Source organism: Nocardioides sp. S5, assembly GCF_017310035.1.
Lineage (GTDB): Bacteria > Actinomycetota > Actinomycetes > Propionibacteriales > Nocardioidaceae > Nocardioides.
In genome coordinates this window covers 3,800,094-3,819,290 of sequence record NZ_CP022296.1, presented here as the reverse complement: position 1 = coordinate 3,819,290, position 19,197 = coordinate 3,800,094, and the positions used below count along the sequence as shown (strand labels likewise).

The following is a 19,197-nucleotide window of genomic DNA, read 5'->3' as shown; positions in this document are numbered from 1 at the left end:
CTAGGCCGGTCCGCGGGACCTCGGCTCAGGCGACGGCCACCAGACGCAGCACCCGCGCCTCCTCGGGGTCGAGGACGGGGAGCGCGACGCCCACAGTGGCCAGCACGCGCCCGCCGAGCTCCGCACCGCGCGCCGCCCAGGTCCCGCTGAGGTCCGCGCCGCCCGGCGTGGGCGGCAGCTCCTCGGAGAGCCGGTAGGTGCGGTCGGGGTCGAGCCCGGTGAGCAGCAGCGGCGCCGGGTGCTGGGTCTCGGTCGCCGCGACCGTCGCGACGACGTACCACGCCTCCGATCGGTCCGCGGCCACCACGCCCGTCACCAGCACGGCGGGGTCCGGGTGGTCGGGGTGCACCAGGGAGCCGGTGCCGATGAGCGGTCGGACCTGCTTGTGCAGGTCGATCCATTCGGCCAGCTCGGCGAGCGTCGCCTCGTCGAGGCGGGACATGTCCCACTCGATGCCGAAGGAGTGGAGCAGCGCCGTCGCCGCGCGGTAGCGCAGTGCGTGGGTGCGCCCGGTGGTGTGCGAGGTCGGTCCACCCACGTGCGAGCCCATCAGCTCCGGCGGCACCAGCAGCGAGGTCCAGCGCTGGAGGTGCTGGCGCTCGAGCGGGTCGATGGTGTCGCTGGGCCAGATCCGGTCGGTGCGGGTGAGCACCTCGGCGTCGACGCGACCGCCGCCGGAGGAGCACGACTCGATCTCCAGCTCCGGGTGCGCGTCGCGCAGCTCGTCGAGGAGCCGGTAGGCGGCGAGCGTCTGCCCGTGCACCGCCGGACGGCCGGCGTGCGTGACGTCGGTGAGGTCGCGGTTGTGGTCCCACTTGAGGTAGGCGATGTCGAGGTCGTCGAGCAGGGCGAGCAGGGCGTCGCGCAGGTCGTCGTACGCCGCCTCGTCCTGGAGGTCGAGCACCTGCTGCTGGCGCCACGACGGTGGCACCTCCGACCGTCCGCGCAGCACCCGCTCGGGGTGCCGCCGAGCGGTCTCGGAGTCGAGGTTGACCATCTCCGGCTCGACCCACAGGCCGAACTCCATGCCGCGCCCGGTGACGTGCTCCACCAGCGGCGCCAGGCCGTGGGGCCAGACCTCTGCGTCGACCTGCCAGTCGCCGAGGCCTGCGGTGTCGTCGCGGCGGCCGAGGAACCAGCCGTCGTCCAGCACGAAGCGCTCGACCCCGACCCCGGCCGCGGCGTCGGCCAGCTCGGCGATCCGCTCGAGGGAGTGGTCGAAGTAGACCGCCTCCCACGAGTTGGCGATGACGGGGCGCTCGGTGCGCGCCCGCGGCGTCACCGCGCGCAGGTGGGCGTGGAGGCGGTGGCTCATCGTGTCGAGACCGGCACCCGACCAGGAGCCCAGCAGCCACGGCGAGCGGTAGGTCTCACCCGGCGCCAGCACCACCTCGCCCGGCTCGAGCAGCTCGCCACCGCCGACGAGGCAGTCGCCCTCGGGCGCGCGCTCGGCGTAGTGGGTGTGGTTGCCGCTCCACGCGGTGTGCACCGCCCAGACCTCGCCCGAGCCGAAGGTGAAGCCGGGCGTCCCGGCGACCATCAGCAGGGTGGCGTCGTGGCCGGTGCGGCCGTGGCGGGCATCGCGGCGGTGGGTGCCCTGCACCCAGCGGTGCCGCTGGGGGGTGCGCTCCTTGCACCAGCGACCCGTGAGGTCGAGCAGCTCGGTGGCGTGCGCGGCGACGGGCAGCGCGGTGAGGGCCGAGGCGAGGTGGAGGTCGCCGTCGGCGGTGTTGGTGACGGAGGTGCGGGCGTGGAGCAGCCCGGCGTCGTCGAGCCCTAGCTGGAGCGTCACCGACCAGCCGGCCTCGTCGTCCTCCGACGTGGCGGTGATGGCGGCGTCGCCGACGAGGACCTCCCAGTCCACGAGACTCGGGGCGGCGGCGCGCGCACTGCCACCGACCCGGTGGCCCGACAGCGCGGGCGTGCCGGAGAACCCGCGCGTCACGTCGGGCACCACGCCGGTGCGGCGCGGGACGTCGTACGACGAGCGCGAGACGCCGGGGCGGCGGGCCGCGGTCAGCGCGGTGAGGGCTCGGCCGTCGAGGTCACCGAGGGCGGCGCCCCAGTGGACGACGGAGGGGATGCCGGCGTCGTCGCGCGCCAGGACGACGCTGACGCCGCCGCGGGTCAGGTGGACGGGATCGCGGCTCATGCGTCGTGCTCCTCCTCGAACGTGTCGTCGTCATCGTCGACCGGGTCGACCACGACCAGCTCGCCGACGTGGTCGGCGAGGGCTCCGCTGGCCTGTGCGGAGAGGCCGGAGTCGGTGACCAGCACCGCGGCCTCGGACAGCGCGGCCATGCTGCTCAGCCCGACCACGCCCCACTTGCTGGAGTCGGCGCAGACGATGAGGCGGCGCGAGCGCTCGATCATCGCGCGGTTGGTCTCCGACTCGAGCAGGTTGGGGGTGCTGAAGCCGGCGCGCACGTCCATGCCGTGCACGCCCATGAAGAAGGCGTCGACGTGCAGGCTGCGCAGCGACGACACCGCCACCGGCCCCACGAGCGCGTCCGACGGCGTGCGGAGGCCGCCGGTGAGCAGCACCGACGTGGTCGCCTCGCCCGTGCGGTGCAGCACGTCGGCCACCCACACCGAGTTGGTGACCACGGTGAGGTGGGGGATGCGGGCGATGTGCTCGGTGAGGGCGTGGGTGGTGGTGCCGGCGGAGACGGCGATCGCCATGCCGGTGTGGACCAGCTCGGCCGCCGCGGCGGCGATGGCCTCCTTCTCCCGCCGGCGCTGCACCGACTTGGCGGCGAAGCCCGGCTCGGACGACGAGGGCTCGGCCACCGCCAGCGCGCCGCCGTGCACCTTCTCCAGGAGGCCGTCGCGGTGCAGCGCCACGAGGTCGCGCCGCACCGTCATGTCGGAGACGCCCAGCAGCTCGACGAGGTCGGTGACGCGCACCGTCCCGTCGCGGCTGAGCTCGGTGAGGATGCGGCCCCGGCGCTGGGCGGCGAGCATCAGGCCCCCTGGTCCCCGGCGGGCTCGCGCACCACCGCGACTCCTCCGGCGGGCACGACGAGGTCGCCCTCGACCGCCCGCCCCGTCACCAGCTCCTGGCCGTGGACCGGCACCGGGGCCTCGGCATCGCCGTGGTTGATCACGAACAGCCAGCTCGCGTCGTCGCCGACGCGTCGCGTCACCTCGACGTCGACGGCGGCGCCCGGCAGCTGCTCCAGGCCCGTCTCGGCGACCAGACGCTCGACGAGGCGGTCGGTGCCGGCCGGGTCGAGGCGGGTCGCGACGTACCACGCGGTCCCGCTGCCCGCCTCGCGGCGGGTGATCGCCGGCAGCCCGGCGGCGGGCCCGTCGGCGTACGTCGCCACGGCCTCGGCGCCGGCGAGCTCGAGGTCCTCGGTCCAGGTGTCGGCGCCGACCGTGTCGCCGAGTCCCTCGACGTGCACCGACTCGCCGGTCAGCAGCGGCAGGAACTCGGTCGTGCGCACGCCGAGCAGGTCGCGGAACGCGCCCGGGTAGCCGCCGAGGCGGATGTGGTCATGCTCGTCGACGATGCCGCTGAAGTAGGTCACGACCACGGTCGCCCCCGACTCCGCGGCCGCCTCGATCGACGCGACGGTCTCGTCGCTGACGAGGTAGAGGGTGGGCACCACGACGAGGCGGTACGCCGACAGGTCGGCGCTGGGGTGGACCACGTCGACGCCCACGCCCGCGGCCGACAGCGCCCGGTGCAGGTCCTCGGCGCGGTCTCGGTAGCGCACGTCGACGCTGGGATGGGAGTCGAGCTCGCAGCCCCACCACGCCTCGTAGTCGAACAGGATCGCGGCCTCGTTGCGCGAAGTGCTGCCGGTGACGTCCTCGACCGCGTCGAGGACGCGCGAGAGCTCGACCACCTCGCGCCACTGGCGGGTGTCGGTGCCGGCGTGGGGGAGCAGCCCGGAGTGGAACTTCTCGGCCCCGGCGCGCGAGGCGCGCCACTGGAAGAACAGCACCGCGTCCGCGCCGTGGGCGACGTGGGAGAGGCTGTTGCGGATCATCTCGCCGGGCTTCTTCGCGCGGTTGCGCGGCTGCCAGTTGACCGCGCTGGTGGAGTGCTCCATGAGCAGCCACGGCCTGCCGTCCGCGGTGCCCCTGGTGAGGTCGGCGCTGAAGGCGAGCTCGCGGTGCGCGTCGCCCTCCGCGGCGATCACGTAGTGGTCGTTGGAGACCACGTCGAGCTCGCGGCCCCAGCGCAGGTAGTCCATCTCCATCGTCTGGCGCATCACCATGAAGTTCGTCGTCACCGGGACGCCGGGGGACAGGCGGTGCAGCACGTCGCGCTCGACGACGAAGTTGTCGAGGAGCTGGTCGGAGGAGAAGCGCAGGAAGTCCAGCTGCTGGGTGGGGTTGGCGTGCGTGGGGGCCACCCGCGGGGGGAGCACCTGCTCGAAGTCGTCGTAGCGCTGCGACCAGAACGCCGTGCCCCACGCGTCGTTGAGGCGCGCCACGTCGTCGTCGTAGCGGGCGCGCAGCCAGGTGCGGAACGCCGCCGCGCTCACGTCGCAGTAGCACCGCGCGTTGTGGCAGCCGATCTCGTTGGACACGTGCCACAGCGCGAGGGCCGGGTGGTCCCTGTAGCGCTCGGCGAGCGCGGTGCAGAGCGCGAGGGCGTGCTCGCGGTAGACCGGCGAGCTGGGGCAGAAGGCCTGGCGGCCGCCCGGGGACAGCGTGCGCCCGTCCTGGGTCACCGGCAGCATCTCCGGGTGGCGGTGCGTCAGCCACGGCGGCGGGGAGGCGGTGGCGGTGGCGAGGTCGACACGGATGCCCGCGGCGTGCAGCTCGTCCATCTGCGCGTCCAGCCACGCGAAGTCCCACGTGTCGGCGGTGGGCTGGAGCCACGCCCACGAGAAGACGCCGAGGGTGACCAGGTCGACCCCGGCCTCGCGCATGAGGTCGCGGTCCTCGACGTGGGCGTCGCGGGACCACTGCTCGGGGTTGTAGTCGCCGCCGAAGGCCAAGGGGGGCAGGGAAGTCGGCATGGCAGCACTGTGTCGACCCTCACACGCGAAAGTCAACGTCTGATCGCCCAAAAAGGTTCGGAAATGTTGGAACTGGTGCGAATTCTCTCCCGTGTGACCCTTGACGGGGGTGTGCTGGTCGTCACATGCTGTCCATCCCTGTTTGGTTTTGTCTCAGGAGGCACTCGTGTCGCTTTCCCGTTCCAGCGCCATCCCCCGCTCGGCGCTCACCACCATGGCCGCATCACGCCGCTCCGTCCTGCGGGGCATGGCGCTGAGCGGCCTGGCGGTCGGCGGGGCCAACCTGCTCGCCGCCTGCGGTGGCGAGTCCGGACCCGCCACCGGCTCCGGGGCCACGGTGAAGTTCGGCATCAACGAGGCCGAGGGTGTGGGCGCCGCCTACGACCGCCTCAAGGCGATCGCCGACGCCTACGCGAAGGAGAGCGGCACCGAGGTCGCGCTCAACGCCGTCGACCACAACACGTTCCAGGAGAGCATCAACACCTACCTCCAGGGCACCCCTGACGACGTCTTCACCTGGTTCGCCGGCTTCCGGATGTCACAGTTCGCCGAGAACGGGCTGATCACCGACCTGAGCGACCAGTGGCCCATCGACGGCCTCGGCGACTCCTTCAAGCAGGCCGCCACCGCCTCGGACGGCAAGCAGTACTTCGTGCCGATCAGCTACTACCCGTGGGCGGTGTTCTACCGGAAGTCCGTCTTCGAGAAGAACGGCTGGGCGCCGCCGGAGACCAACGACGACTTCATGGCCCTCATGGACGACATGCAGGGCAAGGGCGTCACCCCGTTCGCCTTCGGCGACAAGGACGGCTGGCCCGCGATGGGCACCTTCGACATCCTCAACATGCGCCTCAACGGCTTCGACTTCCACATGAGCCTGATGGCCGGCGACGAGCAGTGGGACGGCGACGAGGTCAAGCTGGTCTTCGACACCTGGCGCCAGCTGCTGCCCTACCACCAGGAGGACCCGCTGGGCCGCACCTGGCAGGAGGCCGCGACCGCGATGGGCAAGGGCGAGTGCGGCATGTACCTCCTCGGCACCTTCGTCGTCGACGCCCTCGGCGAGAACGGTGAGGACCTCGACTTCTTCACCTTCCCCGAGCTCGACTCCTCCATCGGCTCCGACGCCCTCGACGCCCCGATCGACGGCTTCTGCGTGTCGTCGGCCGGCCAGAACGTGGAGGCCGGCAAGGCGATGGCGAAGTGGCTCGGCAGCGCGGCTGCGGCCGACGCCGGCAACAACGCCGCGGACGCCCCCTTCATCGCCGCCAACGAAAATGCCAGCACCTCGACCTACAGCGACCTGCAGAAGAAGTCGGCCGAGGTCGTGGGCGCGGCGGCCAACATCGCGCAGTTCATGGACCGCGACACCAACGCCGACTTCGCCAACACGGTGATGATCCCCTCGATCCAGGACTTCCTGAAGAACCCCGACGACATCGACGGGATCACGGCCAGCATCCAGGAGCAGGCCGCCTCGATCTTCGGCTGAGCCATGGCACACATCGACGAGGCGCCGCCCCGGGAGCAGACGAGCGCACCGCCCCAGGGCCGGGAGAAGAAGCTCCCGGGGCGGGACCGGTTCACCGTCATCACGATGGTGGCGATCCCGCTGTTCCTGGTGCTCGCACTGGTCTGGGTCCCGGCGCTGCTCTCGGTGGTGCTGTCCTTCGGCAAGTGGAACGGCTTCGGCGACCTCGACACCATCGAGTGGGTCGGCCTCCAGAACTACGAGGACATCGTCACCATCTACCCGGCCTTCTGGCCCGCGATCCGGCACAACCTCATCTGGTTGGCGTTCCTGTTCTTCCTGCCGACCCTGTTCGGGATGTTCCTCGCGGTCCTGCTCGACCGTGAGGTGCGCGGCAGCCGGATCTACCAGACCGCGTTCTACATGCCGGTCGTGCTGTCACTGGCCCTCATCGGCTTCATCTGGCAGCTCTTCTACTCCCGTGACCAGGGCCTGATCAACGACGTCTTCGGCTCGCAGGTCGACTGGTACGGCGACCCCGACGTCAACCTGTGGGCGGTGCTGGTCGCCACGGCCTGGCGCCACACCGGCTACATCATGCTGATCTACCTGGCCGGCCTGAAGGGTGTCGACGCCAGCCTCCGCGAGGCCGCGGCGGTCGACGGCGCGAGCGAGGTGAAGACGTTCTTCCACGTGATCTTCCCGGTGATGCGGCCGATCAACATGGTCGTGATCGTCATCGTCGTCATCGAGTCGCTGCGTGCCTTCGACCTGGTGTGGGTGGTCAACAAGGGGCGCAACGGCCTCGAGCTGATCGGTGCCCTGGTGGCGCAGAACGTCATCGGCGAGGCGACGAGGTACGGCTTCGGGTCGGCGCTCGCGGTGATCATGATGCTGATCTCGTCGATCTTCATCACCATCTACCTGCGCAACGTCTTCCGTGAGGAGCGTCGAGGATGACCACCCAGGCAGTCCCGCCCACGACGGGCCCGACCCCGTCGACGGACGCCGCGCGCTCCACCCCGCCCAGGCGCGTCGAGGGCGGCGTGATGAGCAAGCCCCGCGGCGTCGTGGTCACCGTGATCATCGCGCTCCTGGCCCTGGCCTGGCTGTTCCCGTTGCTGTGGGCGCTGATCAACTCGTTCCGCGAGTACGAGTACACCCAGGTCAACGGCTACCTCTCCTTCGGCGGGTGGACCACGTCCAACTACGAGGAGGCGTGGTCGCGCGGCAACTTCGGGCTCCACATGCGCAACTCGCTGCTCATCACGATCCCGGCCGTGCTCCTGACGCTGTGGCTGTCGTCGATGGTCGCCTTCGTGCTCGCCCGGTTCAGCTACCGCTTCAACCTGACGCTGCTCGGGGTCTTCCTCGCTGCCAACCTGCTCCCTCCGCAGGCGCTGCTGATCCCGGTGTTCCGGATGTTCCGCGAGATCCCGCTCCCGCTGTTCATGAGCGACTCCGGCTCGATGCTCAACAGCTTCTGGGCGCTGATCCTGGTCAACACCGCGTTCCAGATGGGGTTCTGCACCTTCGTGCTCAGCAACTACATGAAGACGCTGCCGCACGAGATCTACGAGTCCGCCGAGCTCGACGGCGCCAGCGTGTGGCGTCAGTACTGGCAGCTCACGATGCCACTCGTACGCCCCGCGCTGGCGGCCCTGGCCACCTTGCAGGTGACGTGGGTCTACAACGAGTTCTTCTGGGCGACGGTGCTCATCCAGCAGGGCAACAAGCTGCCGGTGACCTCGGCGCTCAACAACCTGCGCGGGCAGTTCTTCACCGACACCAACCTCGTCGCGGCCGGCTCGATCATCGTCGCGCTGCCGGTGCTGGTGGTGTTCTTCGCCCTGCAGAAGCAGTTCGTCTCGGGGCTCACGCTCGGGTCGACCAAGGGCTGAGCCAGACCCCGGCCCGCATCACGCGCCCGACCTCGAGGTCCTCGTCGAGGACCACGAGGTCGGCGCGGCGGCCGGCGTCCAGCGCACCGACGTCGTCCAGGCCCCACGCGCGGGCGGGCGCCGTGCTGGCGGCGTGCACCACCTCGAGCAGGGGCAGGCCGACGGTGCGCACGGCGTGGCGGACTGCCGCGTCCAGGGTGAGCGTCGAGCCGGCGAGCACCCCGGCCCCGGGACCGTCGGCGAGCCGGGCCACGCCGTCGCGGACCTCCACAGGCGCGGTGCCGAGGCGGTGATCGCCGTCGCCCAGGCCGGCCGCCGCCATCGCGTCGGAGACGAGGAGGCACCGTCCCGGCTTCGCGGCGAAGACCGCGCGCAGCACCGACGGGTGCAGGTGCACGCCGTCGGCGACCAGCTCGACGTCGACCGGCGCCTCGAGCAGCGCGCCGACCGGCCCGGGGTCGCGGTGGTGCAGGGCGGGCATGGCGTTGAAGAGGTGGGTGCCGACGCGCGCGCCTGCGTCGATCGCGGCCCGCACGACGTCGTACGACGCATCGGTGTGGCCGATGGCGACGACCACGCCGGCGTCGACGAGGCGGCGTACGGCGTCGAGACCCCCGGCCAGCTCGGGGGCGATCGTGACCATCCGGACGGTCCCCTCGCCCGCGGTGAGCAGCGCGTCGACGCTCGCCGCGTCCGGCGCGGTGAGCAGGTCGCGGCGGTGGGCGCCCGCCCCGCGGGGACTCAGCCACGGCCCCTCGAGGTGCAGCCCGGCGAGCCGGCCGTCCCGGACGAGCAGGGCGAGCTCCCGCGCCGCCCCGCCCGTCCGGTCCGGAGAGTCTGTCACCAGGCTGGCCGCCATGGTCGTCGTCCCCCGGGCGAGGTGGGTCGCCACGACGGTCTCCGCGGCCTCGGCGGTGCCGGCGTCGAACGACGCGCCACCGCCGCCGTGGACGTGGAGGTCGACGAAGCCGGGCACGACCGTGGCCGCACCGAGGTCGAGGTCCGGAGGGCTCGGCGGTGCACCCTCCCCGACCTCGACGATGCGCTCGCCGTCGACCTGCAGCCAGCCCGGCGCGAGGACCCGCGCGGGGGTCATCACCGCTGCCGCCGCGAGGAGCATCAGTCGACGGCGCCGTCGCCGACGGTCCGCGCGTGCGGTCGGCCGGGGTCGTCGAGGGCCGGGGTGGTCTCGCCGGCTCGCAGCGCCTCGAGCTGCGCGCAGACCGCAGTGCCGTAGAAGAACGCGACCGACGACAGCAGCGCCCACAGCAGCAGGGCGAAGATGCCGGCCAGCGGGCCGTAGACGCTGCCGAACGACCCGCTCAGCGAGACGTACGCCGCCAGCCCGGCGGTCGCGACGGCGGTGAGTGCCACCGCGATGCCCGAGCCGAGGGCCAGCCAGGAGAGGGCGGGTTGCCGGCGTCGCGGGGCGTGGTCGAGCAGCACCGCGATGGCGAACACCAGCAGGCCGAGGCCGAGCGGCCAGCGGAGGATGTTCCACCACAGGACGGAGCGCTCGGACCAGCCGTAGTTCTCGGCCATCGCGTCGCCCAGCGCGTTGCCCCCGACGATCATCACGAACCCGATGCCGACCGGCACCGCGAGCACGGCCGTCAGCACGGCGGCGCGGCCGTACTTGTGCAGCGCCTTGCGGTCACGCCGGATGCCGTAGATGCGGTTGGCACCACGCTCGACCTGGGCGAAGGCGGTCGTCATCGAGAGCAGGGCGAAGCCGAGGCCGAGGACCAGCGCCACCTCGCCCGCGGTCTCGGAGGTGTCGGAGTCGTCCACCGCGGTGGCCAGCGCGTCGCCGTCGCCGGAGCCGGGGGAGAGGGCGTCGACCACGTGAGCCACGACGGCAGCCGGGCGCTCCTCGTCGATGTCGGAGGCGAGACCGGTCAGCGCGAGCATGAACGGCACGACCGCCAGGCACGCCTGGAGCGCGAGCGCGCGGGAGTTGGTGAAGCCGTCGCCGTAGCGGAACCGGACGAAGGACTCGACCGCGATCTTGCGCAGGCCGTGGTGGCGGGCCAGGTGCCAGGCGTCCTCGGCGTCGAGCTCGTCACCGTCCATCTCGGTGGTGACGGGCACGGTGCGCGCGGTGGTCATGGCGGCAGACTAGGGGTTCCGCCGGCTCCTGCTGCGCGTCGGGTGCAGGTGCGGGGTCGGACGTAGTGGCGGGTCGCCTCGGGAACTGCGGCAGCGATTTGCACGGACGGAAATCGTTATCGACATCGATTGACAAGGCCGCGGCGAGTGATGCACGCTGCCTGCGTGTGACCTACGTCATAGGGACGGTGGGCGGAGAGGATCGATCGACATGCGGAAGCAGACACGGGTCGCGGCGCTGGCCTTGCTGTGCGCCGGGACGACGCTGACAGCAGCGTGCGGCAGTGACGACACCGCCGGTGGCGGCGACGGGAACACCGTCACGTGGTGGCACAACTCCAACAACGAGCCCGGCAAGGGCTACTACGAGCAGGTCGCGGCCGACTTCGAGGCCGACAACCCAGGCGTCACGGTCGAGGTGACCGCCATGGCGCACGAGGACATGGTGGACAAGCTCGCGGCGGCCTTCCAGAGCGGGGACCTTCCAGACCTCTACATGGAACGTGGTGGCGGCGAGCTCGCCGCGCACGTCGATGCCGGGCTGACCCGCGACCTCACCGAGGACGCCGCCGAAGAGATCGAGGCCATCGGCGGCTCCGTCGCCGGGTGGCAGGTCGACGACCGCACCTACGCCCTGCCGTTCTCCCTCGGCGTGGTCGGCGTCTGGTACAACACCGCGGAGTTCGAGGAGGCTGGCGTCACGCCGCCCACCACGATGACGGAATGGGAGCAGGTCAACGACGACCTCAAGTCCGCCGGCATCGCGCCGCTCTCCCTCGGCGCCGGTGACAAGTGGCCCGCCGCCCACTACTGGTACTACGCGGCCGTGCGCACCTGCAGCCAGGACGTGCTGACCCAGGCGGTGTCGGACCTCGACTTCTCCGACCCGTGCTTCGTCGAGGCAGGCGAGGTGGTCGAGGACTTCATCGGGACCGAGCCCTTCAACAAGGGCTTCCTCGCCACCCCGGCGCAGGAGGGGGCGACCTCCGCCTCCGGCCTGCTGGCGACGGGCAAGGTGGCCAGCGAGATGCAGGGCCACTGGGAGCCGGGTGTCATGCAGGGCCTGACCGACGACGGTGAGGGCCTGGGTGACCGGACCGGCTGGTTCCCGTTCCCCGAGGTCGAGGGTGGAGCCGGCGACCCGACGGCTGCCCTCGGTGGCGGCGACGCCTGGGCGGTGTCCGAAGGCGCACCCGACACGGCTGTCGACCTGGTCAAGTACCTCCTCAGTGAGGACGTGCAGCGCGGTTTCGCGGAGAACGACATGGGATTGCCGACGGTGCCTGCGGCGACCGACGCGGTGAGCGACCCCGTCCTCGCCGACCTGATCGAGGTCCGCGACAGCGCGCCCTACGTCCAGCTCTACTTCGACACCGCGTTCGGTGAGTCGATCGGAGGTGCGATGAACGACGAGATCGCCCTCATGTTCGCGGGCGAGTCGACGCCGCAGGACATCGTCGACGCGATGCAGCAGGCCGCTGACCAGCAGGGCTGAGCAGGGCCGACCGCCCGCTCCTGACCACGCGAGAGAAGCCGTGAGCCTGACTCCACCGATCGTCGCCCCCGACCAGGGCGTCGGCGACCCCGCCCCGGGGGTACGACCCGACGAGCTGTCCTCGCGTCGTCGCCCCCGGGCGGTGCGCCGCACCACCGGGCGCGAGCGCCTGGAGATCCTGGTCTTCGTCCTGCCCGCCCTGGTGCTGATGGCGTTGTTCGTCGGGTGGCCGGTGCTGTCGGCGGTGCGGATGTCGCTCTACCGGTGGCGCGGTTTCGGTCCGATGGATGACTTCGTCGGGCTGGACAACTACCGGCGGGTCCTCACCGACGACGTGTTCACCCAGGCGGTGACGCACAACCTGACCATCGTCGTGCTCAGCATCCTCATCCAGCTGCCCCTGGGGCTCGGGGCCGCGCTCCTGCTCAACCGAAGGATGCGTGGCCGCGGGGTGGTTCGCACGCTCATCTTCGTCCCGTACGTGCTGGCCGAGGTGATCGCGGGCGTCATCTGGTTCCAGCTGCTGATCCCCGAGACGGGTGTGGTCGACGGCCTCCTGGGCGGTGTCGGGGTCGCCGCACCCGACCAGGGCTTCCTGGGCACCCCCGGCCTGGCCCTGGGGACGGTGATGGCCGTCCTCACGTGGAAGTACCTCGGGCTGGCGATCCTGCTGTTCCTCGCCGGGTTGCAGTCGGTCCCGGAGGAGGTCTACGAGGCAGCCCAGCTCGACGGTGCCTCGTGGTGGCAGACCCAGTGGCGGGTGGTGGTGCCGTTGCTCGGTCCGACGATCCGTACGTGGTGCTTCCTGTCGATGATCGGCTCGCTCCAGCTCTTCGACATGGTCTGGGTGCTCACCGGTGGTGGTCCTGCCAACGCGACGACGACCATGGCGACCTACCTGATCACCCAGGGCACCCAGCGCGGCAACTACGGCATCGCCGGAGCCGCCTCCGTCGTGCTCTTCGTCATCGGCGTGGTGATGGCCGCGCTCTACCAGCGACTCGTGCTCCGGCGCGACACCCGGATCGAGAGGTGAGCACCGTGTCCGACCGGGCTCGTGGAGGAGGCAACCCCGCCGTCTACGTGATCGCGCTCGCCGTCGTCGCGCTGAGCGTCGGCCCGGTGCTCTACGGCGCGCTCAACGGCTTCCGGTCCAACGAGCAGCTGGCGAGCAACCCGGCCGGCCTGCCGGACCCGTGGCGGCTCGACAACTACAGCTCCGTCCTCACCAGCGGCGAGTTCTGGCGCTACGCGACGAACTCGATGGCGGTGGCGGCGCTGACCACCCTCGTCGCGGTCGGCGCCGGAGTGATGGCGGCGTACCCGCTGGCCCGGTACGACTTCCGGTTCCGCGAGCCCGTCTTCATGGTCTTCGTGCTCGGGCTCCTCTTCCCGCTGGCAACCGCGATCATCCCCCTGTCCATCTTCGTGAGTCGCGACCTCCAGCTGTCCAACACCTGGTGGGGAGTGGCGCTGCCCCAGGCAGCCTTCGCGCTCCCGGTGACGGTGGTCATCCTGCGACCGTTCCTGATGGCGCTGCCGCGGGAGCTCGAGGAGGCGGCTCTCATCGACGGCTCGTCGCGCATCGGCGTCTTCTGGCGGATCGCGCTCCCGCTCAGCCGGCCCGCGCTGATCACCGTGGGGGTGCTGGCGTTCGTCGGGTCGTGGAACTCCTACCTGCTGCCCCTGCTGCTCCTCCAGGGGGAGATGCGCACCCTGCCGCTCGGCGTCGCCGACTACTCGACCCAGTACTCGGCCGACACAGCCGGCGTGCTGGCCTTCACCACGGTGGCGACGCTGCCGGCGCTCATACTCTTCCTAGCCCTGCAGGGACGGATCGTGAATGGTCTGCAAGGCGCGGTGAAGGGCTGATGAGGATGGTGGAGATGACTGGTCATCGCGACGGGGTCGACGACCTGGCGGCCCTGACGGGACCGCGGTCGAACCGGCGCGTGACGATGCAGCAGGTCGCCGTCGAGGCGGGCGTGTCCGTCTCGACGGTGTCCAAGGTGATCAACGGTCGGTACGGCATCTCGGTGGCCACCGCCGCGCACGTCAGCGGCGTGATCGAGAGGCTCGGCTACGAGACGAGCCTGGTGGCCCGCAGCCTGCGCAACCAGCGCACCAACGTGGTCGGCGTGCTGGTGGCGGACTTCGAGCCGTTCAGCACCGAGGTCCTCAAGGGCGCCGCCGACGCGATCCGCGGATCAGGCTTCGAGCTGGTCGCCTACTCGGCCGGTGGCCGTGTCGACGAGCACGTCGGCTGGGAGCGGCGCTACCTCTCCCGTCTGATGGGCACCCTGGTCGACGGTGCCGTCCTGGTGACGCCGACCGTCACCGACGTCGACAGCGACGGGCCGGTCGTCGCCATCGATCCCCACACGGGAAGCACCACGATCCCCACCGTCACGGCCCACAACCTGCAGGGCGCTCACGCCGGGGTCCGGCACCTGCTCGACCTCGGGCACACCCACATCGCGATGGTGACCGGCCGCGTCGACCTGATCTCGGCCCAGCTGCGCGAGCAGGGCTTCCGTGACGCCCTTGCCGAGGCCGGCGTCCCCGTCGACGAGTCGCTCGTCGTGCACGGCGCGTTCGAGGCCGACGTGGCCCGCGAGGCGGCGTACGAGCTGCTGCGCCGGCCGGACCGGCCGACGGCCATCTTCGCTGCGAGCGACCAGATGGCCCTCGCCGTGCTCGAGGTGGCCCGTGAGCTCGACATCGACGTGCCGACCGACCTCTCCCTGGTGGGGTTCGACAACATCCCGGAGTCCGCCCTGTCGGAGCCCCCGCTCACGACGGTCGAGCAGCCCATCCGCGAGATGGGTCGCACCGCCGTCGCGCTGCTCATCGAGCTGATCGCGGGCGTCGAGCCCACGGACCTGCATCGCACGCTCGGCACCGACCTGGTGCTGCGTCGTTCCACCCGAGCCCCCGGAGGTATCCCGTCGTGACCGTCCCGTCCTCATCGTCCGAGCGTCCCGAGCCCTGGCGTGACACGACAGTGGCCGTCGACGACCGGGTCGACGACCTGCTGGGACGGATGACGCGTGTCGAGAAGGTCGCGCAGCTGTCGGGGGTCTGGTTGCTCGCTGCCGACGCGGGCGAGATGGCCCCGATGCTCCACGAGTCGGCACCCGAGCTCGCCTGGGAGGACCTCGTCGCGGACGGGCTCGGACAGCTGACCCGCCCCTTCGGCACGTCGCCGGTCGAGGTCGAGCACGGGCTCGCCATCCTCGCCGAGCGGCAGGACCAGGTCCGCCGCGCCAATCGGTTCGGCATCCCGGCGCAGGTCCACGAGGAGTGCCTGACGGGGCTGAACGCCTGGGGCGCGACGATCTACCCCACGCCGGTCAGCTGGGCGGCGGCGTTCGACCCGGCTCTCGTCGAGCGCATGGGAGAGCAGATCGGCACGCTGATGGCCCGGCTCGGAATCCACCAGGGACTGGCCCCGGTGCTCGACGTGGCCCGCGACCTCCGGTGGGGCCGGGTCGAGGAGACGATGGGCGAGGACCCCTTCCTGGCCGGGGTGATGGCCTCGGCCTACGTGCGTGGCCTGCAGTCCGCCGGCGTCGTGGCCACGCTGAAGCACTTCCTGGGCTACTCCGCGTCCCGCGGCGGCCGCAACCTGGCCCCGGTCAGCATGGGCATGCGGGAGCTCCACGACGTGATGCTCCCGCCGTTCGAGATGGCCCTGCGAGCCGGTGCCCGCTCGGTGATGAACGCCTACACCGACATCGACGGCGTGCCCTCGGCGGCCGACTCGCACCTGCTCACCACCTTGCTGCGCGACACCCTCGGCTTCGAGGGCACCGTCGCGGCCGACTACTTCTCCGTGGCGTTCCTGCACTCGCTCCACGCGATGGCCGCCGACCTCGGACAGGCAGCGGGGCTCGCCCTCGAGGCCGGGATCGACGTCGAGCTGCCGACGGTCGACGCCTACGGCGCGCCGCTGCTGGAGGCGATGGCCGACGGACGCGTCGACGAGAAGGTCGTCGACCGTGCGCTGCGGCGCGTGCTGCGCCAGAAGTGCGAGCTCGGCCTGCTCGACCCGGACTGGGCCCCCGTCGCTGTGGGGCCCGTCGACCTGGACCCGCCGGAGGCCCGGGCGCTGGCGCTCGACATGGCTCGCCGCTCGGTCGTGCTCCTGGCCAACGACGGCGCCCTCCCGCTGCCCGCGGGCAGCAGGGTCGCGCTGGTCGGCCCCAACGCCGACACCGGCGAGGCGATGCTCGGCTGCTACTCGTTCCCGATGCACGTCCTGCCGCACCACGCCGGCACCGAGCCGGGGCTGGCGATCCCCACGGTGCGCGAGGTGCTCGCAGCGTCGTACGACGTGGTGCACGAGCGCGGCTGTGCGGTCGGCGTCCCCGGGCGCCCGGGTGACGAGGCGACCGATCCGGAGGCCGCGCTCGAGGCGGCCGTGGCGGCTGCCGCCGGCGCCGACGTGTGCGTCGCGGTGCTGGGTGACCGCGCAGGGCTCTTCGGCAACGGCACCTCCGGCGAGGGGTGCGACGCAGCCGACCTTCGCCTGCCCGGTCGGCAGGAGGAGCTGCTCGAGCGGCTGCTCGCGACGGGCACGCCGGTCGTCGCTGTGCTGCTGGTGGGCCGTCCGTACGACCTCAGCAGGTATGCCGACCGGCTCGCCGCCGTCGTGTGCGGGTTCTTCCTCGGCGAGGAGGGTGCCACCGCCGTCGGCGAGGTGCTCGCCGGGACGACCAACCCCTCGGGTCGCCTGCCCGTCAGCTTCCCCTCGGCCGGCTCCGCGCAGCCGTCGACGTACCTCGGCTCGGCCCTGGCGCACCGCACGGAGGTGTCCACGCTCGACCCGACGTCCCTGTTCCCCTTCGGGCACGGGCGGGGGTACGCCGAAGCCACTTGGGACGGCATCGAGCTGGTCTCCGGGCGGAGCTGGGCCACCGACGGTGAGACGCACCTGCGGGTCGAGCTGTCCAACGGGACCGACCGGGAGGTCTCGGAGGTCGTGCAGGTCTACCTCCACGACCGCGCCGCGTCGGTCGTGCGCCCGGTGCAGCGCCTGGTCGCGGCAGTGCGGGTGGACCTGGCTGCCGGTGCGCGGAGCCGGGTGGACCTCCGGCTGCACGCCGACCTCACCTCGTTCACCGGTCGTGACCACGCGCGGATCGTCGAGCCCGGCGCCGTCGAGCTCAGGGTCGGCCGGTCGAGCGCCGACCACGAGGCGGTGCTGGAGCTCGAGCTCGTCGGCTCGGAGAGGTGCGCGGGTCCTGACCGGGTGCTGGAGCCCGGGATCGTGGTCGAGATGGTGGCGTGACCCACGGTCCCTGGCCCGGCGGTGCCGTGGACCCGACCGCGAGACCGGTCGAGCGGGCCCGTGGCACCGGACGGGTCGCGGCCCTCACCTTCGACGACGGTCCTTCCGCCCACACGGGGCGGCTGCTCGACCTGCTCGCCGCGCTGGGCGTGCGCGCCACCTTCTGCGTGGTCGGGCGCAACGTGCTCGCACCTGGCGGCGCGGCGCTGGTGCGGCGCATCGTCGCGGAGGGACATGTCCTGGGCAACCACTCGGTCGACTTCGCAGACCTCGGCCGCGCGTCGGTGTCCGAGGTGGAGGCGGTGCTGCTCGCGAACCTGCGGATCATCCGCTCGGCGCTCGGCGACCCACGCGCCCCGGTCCCGTACTTCCGTGCTCCCAACGCGAGCTTCGGCTGCACCGGTGAGGTGGCCGCGGCGCTCGGCATGCAGCCGCTCGGACTCGGCAACGTGATCCACGACTGGGACGACCACGCCGACCGCAGCGTCGCGACGCTCTCGCGTCACCTGCGCGACGCCATCACCCCGGGGTCGATCGTCCTCGCTCACGACGGCGGGGGCGACCGTGCCGCGACGGTCGACGCCGTGGCCGCAGTCCTCCCTGAGAAGATCGAGGCAGGCTTCACCTTCACGCTGCCGGTCGGTGGCACCTGCCAGCCCCACCTCGAGGAGCACCTGTGAGCACGCCCGACCACCGCCGCCGGGCCAACTGGGCCGGGAACCTGACGTACTCCGCCCGGGAGCTCGTCCGCCCCGGGAGCGTCGCCGAGCTGCAGGACGTGGTCGCGGCCGCGGCCGCCGCCGGCGACCGGGTGCGGGCACTCGGCTCCCGGCACTCCTTCTCGAGCGTGGCCGACACCGACGGGGTGCACGTCAGCACCCGCGACCTCGACCTGTTCGTCGAGCTCGAGGGCGCCGACGGCGAGGTCGCGGTCGTGCCCGGCGCGATGACGTACGCGGAGGTCGCTCCCGTGCTGCACGCCCGCGGCCGTGCGCTGCACAACCTCGGCTCGCTGCCGCACATCAGCGTGGCGGGCGCCTGCGCGACCGGCACCCACGGGTCCGGCGACGACCTCGGATCCCTGGCGACGGCCGTGGTCGCGGTCGAGCTCGTGACCGCCTCGGGCGAGCTGGTGCGCCTCGACCCCGCGCACGCCGACTTCCGCGGTGCGGTGGTCGCGCTCGGCGCGCTGGGCGTGGTGACCCGCCTGTGGCTGCGCACCGAGCCGACCTACGAGGTCCGCCAGCGGGTGTGGGAGGGGCTGCCGGCGACCGAGGTGGCCGAGCAGCTGCTCGCCGTGCTGGGCAGCGGCACCAGCGTGAGCGTCTTCACCGACCTGTCCGACCCGGCCACGGTCTCTTCGGTGTGGGTCAAGGAGAGGCTCGACCGCCCGGGCACGCTGGCGCCGTGCCTGGCCTCGCGCGCCCCGGCCACCCGCGAGCTGCACCCGGTCCCGGGGGTGGACCCGTCCGCCGCCTCCCCCCAGCAAGGGAGGCCGGGGCCGTGGCACGAACGCCTGCCGCACTTCCGCGCCTCGCACCTGCCCAGCGTGGGGGAGGAGCTCCAGAGCGAGCTCTTCCTGCCCCGGGAGGCCGCCCCGCACCTGCTGCCCGCGCTCGCGAGCATCCGCGACGTCGTCGCCCCCGCGCTGCTCGTCCACGAGATCCGGTCCGCCGCCTCGGACGAGCTGTGGCTCAGCCCGCTGCGTGGTCGTGACTCGGTCATGGCGCACTTCACCTGGCGGCCCGAGCCCGAGCTGGTGATGCCGGCGCTGCGCGCCGTGGAGGACGCACTGGCGCCCTGGGAGCCGCGCGCGCACTGGGGCAAGATCACGGCCACCCCCGAGCTGCGCGCACCGGCCGGGGCGTACGACCTGGCCGCCTTCGAGGCCCTTCGCCGGCGTCTCGACCCGGGCGGCGTGTTCCGCAACGACCTGCTGCCGCGCTGAG

The 19,197-nt window shown here is 72.0% G+C and carries 15 protein-coding genes; 10 read left to right on the top strand and 5 right to left on the bottom strand.

Annotated features, from left to right (window positions below; translation table 11 throughout):
* Positions 1–25: 25 nt before the first annotated feature.
* Genes CFI00_RS18860 through CFI00_RS18850 form a run of 3 tightly spaced genes read right to left on the bottom strand, consistent with a single transcriptional unit; the run spans position 26 to position 4,979 of the window.
* A complete protein-coding gene (locus CFI00_RS18860; protein ID WP_207082520.1) occupies positions 26–2,152 on the bottom strand; it encodes an alpha-galactosidase in 2,127 nt (708 codons plus the stop codon).
* A complete protein-coding gene (locus tag CFI00_RS18855; protein ID WP_207082519.1) occupies positions 2,149–2,964 on the bottom strand; it encodes a DeoR/GlpR family DNA-binding transcription regulator in 816 nt (271 codons plus the stop codon). Before CFI00_RS18855 ends, CFI00_RS18860 begins: the two co-directional genes overlap by 4 nt.
* Positions 2,964–4,979: a beta-galactosidase gene (locus CFI00_RS18850; RefSeq protein WP_207082518.1), complete on the bottom strand. Its 2,016-nt coding sequence runs from the start codon at positions 4,977–4,979 to the stop codon at positions 2,964–2,966. Before CFI00_RS18850 ends, CFI00_RS18855 begins: the two co-directional genes overlap by 1 nt.
* 166 nt (positions 4,980–5,145) lie before the next feature.
* On the opposite strand from CFI00_RS18850, the gene CFI00_RS18845 reads away from it, so the two are divergent.
* From CFI00_RS18845 to CFI00_RS18835, 3 genes are read left to right on the top strand one after another with little or no spacing between them, the layout of a single operon-like run.
* Entirely contained in the window at positions 5,146–6,471 is a 1,326-nt protein-coding gene (locus tag CFI00_RS18845) for an ABC transporter substrate-binding protein (protein ID WP_207082517.1), read from the top strand.
* A 3-nt stretch (positions 6,472–6,474) separates the two neighbouring features.
* Positions 6,475–7,410 (top strand): sugar ABC transporter permease, encoded by a 936-nt coding sequence (locus CFI00_RS18840; protein ID WP_207082516.1) that lies wholly within the window; start codon positions 6,475–6,477, stop codon positions 7,408–7,410.
* Positions 7,407–8,351: a carbohydrate ABC transporter permease gene (locus CFI00_RS18835; RefSeq protein WP_207082515.1), complete on the top strand. Its 945-nt coding sequence runs from the start codon at positions 7,407–7,409 to the stop codon at positions 8,349–8,351. The genes CFI00_RS18840 and CFI00_RS18835 overlap by 4 nt, the downstream gene beginning before the upstream one ends.
* On the opposite strand, the gene nagA is transcribed toward CFI00_RS18835, so the two are convergent.
* Positions 8,326–9,471, bottom strand: a complete 1,146-nt coding sequence (gene nagA, locus CFI00_RS18830; RefSeq protein ID WP_207082514.1) for an N-acetylglucosamine-6-phosphate deacetylase — start codon at positions 9,469–9,471, stop codon at positions 8,326–8,328. The genes CFI00_RS18835 and nagA overlap by 26 nt on opposite strands.
* On the bottom strand, positions 9,471–10,460 hold the full coding sequence (locus CFI00_RS18825; protein WP_207082513.1) for a YihY/virulence factor BrkB family protein: 990 nt from the start codon (positions 10,458–10,460) through the stop codon (positions 9,471–9,473). Before CFI00_RS18825 ends, nagA begins: the two co-directional genes overlap by 1 nt.
* 211 nt (positions 10,461–10,671) lie before the next feature.
* Here CFI00_RS18825 and CFI00_RS18820 point away from each other — a divergent pair, with 211 nt between their 5' ends.
* From CFI00_RS18820 to CFI00_RS18790, 7 genes are read left to right on the top strand one after another with little or no spacing between them, the layout of a single operon-like run.
* A complete protein-coding gene (locus CFI00_RS18820) occupies positions 10,672–11,955 on the top strand; it encodes an extracellular solute-binding protein (protein WP_207082512.1) in 1,284 nt (427 codons plus the stop codon).
* 40 nt (positions 11,956–11,995) lie between these two features.
* Positions 11,996–12,991 carry a sugar ABC transporter permease gene (locus CFI00_RS18815; protein ID WP_242532501.1) on the top strand — a complete coding sequence of 332 codons (996 nt, stop codon included), beginning with the start codon at positions 11,996–11,998 and terminating at the stop codon, positions 12,989–12,991.
* Entirely contained in the window at positions 12,988–13,827 is an 840-nt protein-coding gene (locus CFI00_RS18810) for a carbohydrate ABC transporter permease (protein ID WP_207082511.1), read from the top strand. Before CFI00_RS18815 ends, CFI00_RS18810 begins: the two co-directional genes overlap by 4 nt.
* Positions 13,828–13,841: 14 nt before the next feature.
* Positions 13,842–14,909, top strand: a complete 1,068-nt coding sequence (locus tag CFI00_RS18805) for a LacI family DNA-binding transcriptional regulator (RefSeq protein WP_207082510.1) — start codon at positions 13,842–13,844, stop codon at positions 14,907–14,909.
* Positions 14,906–17,248 (top strand): glycoside hydrolase family 3 N-terminal domain-containing protein, encoded by a 2,343-nt coding sequence (locus CFI00_RS18800; protein ID WP_242532500.1) that lies wholly within the window; start codon positions 14,906–14,908, stop codon positions 17,246–17,248. Before CFI00_RS18805 ends, CFI00_RS18800 begins: the two co-directional genes overlap by 4 nt.
* Positions 17,245–17,928: a polysaccharide deacetylase family protein gene (locus CFI00_RS18795; RefSeq protein WP_207082509.1), complete on the top strand. Its 684-nt coding sequence runs from the start codon at positions 17,245–17,247 to the stop codon at positions 17,926–17,928. Before CFI00_RS18800 ends, CFI00_RS18795 begins: the two co-directional genes overlap by 4 nt.
* Positions 17,925–19,196, top strand: coding sequence for an FAD-binding protein (locus tag CFI00_RS18790; RefSeq protein WP_207082508.1), 1,272 nt, complete (start codon positions 17,925–17,927; stop codon positions 19,194–19,196). The genes CFI00_RS18795 and CFI00_RS18790 overlap by 4 nt, the downstream gene beginning before the upstream one ends.
* Position 19,197 lies beyond the last annotated feature (1 nt).

Excerpts from the sequence above, each read along its gene's own strand:
- CFI00_RS18835 (WP_207082515.1), top strand. The coding sequence starts at position 7,407 with ATGACCACCCAGGCAGTCCCGCCCACGACGGGCCCGACCCCGTCGACG.
- CFI00_RS18860 (WP_207082520.1), bottom strand. The coding sequence starts at position 2,152 with ATGAGCCGCGATCCCGTCCACCTGACCCGCGGCGGCGTCAGCGTCGTC.
- CFI00_RS18840 (WP_207082516.1), top strand. The coding sequence starts at position 6,475 with ATGGCACACATCGACGAGGCGCCGCCCCGGGAGCAGACGAGCGCACCG.
- nagA (WP_207082514.1), bottom strand. The coding sequence starts at position 9,471 with ATGCTCCTCGCGGCGGCAGCGGTGATGACCCCCGCGCGGGTCCTCGCG.
- CFI00_RS18850 (WP_207082518.1), bottom strand. The coding sequence starts at position 4,979 with ATGCCGACTTCCCTGCCCCCCTTGGCCTTCGGCGGCGACTACAACCCC.
- CFI00_RS18820 (WP_207082512.1), top strand. The coding sequence starts at position 10,672 with ATGCGGAAGCAGACACGGGTCGCGGCGCTGGCCTTGCTGTGCGCCGGG.
- CFI00_RS18825 (WP_207082513.1), bottom strand. The coding sequence starts at position 10,460 with ATGACCACCGCGCGCACCGTGCCCGTCACCACCGAGATGGACGGTGAC.
- CFI00_RS18855 (WP_207082519.1), bottom strand. The coding sequence starts at position 2,964 with ATGCTCGCCGCCCAGCGCCGGGGCCGCATCCTCACCGAGCTCAGCCGC.
- CFI00_RS18805 (WP_207082510.1), top strand. The coding sequence starts at position 13,842 with ATGACTGGTCATCGCGACGGGGTCGACGACCTGGCGGCCCTGACGGGA.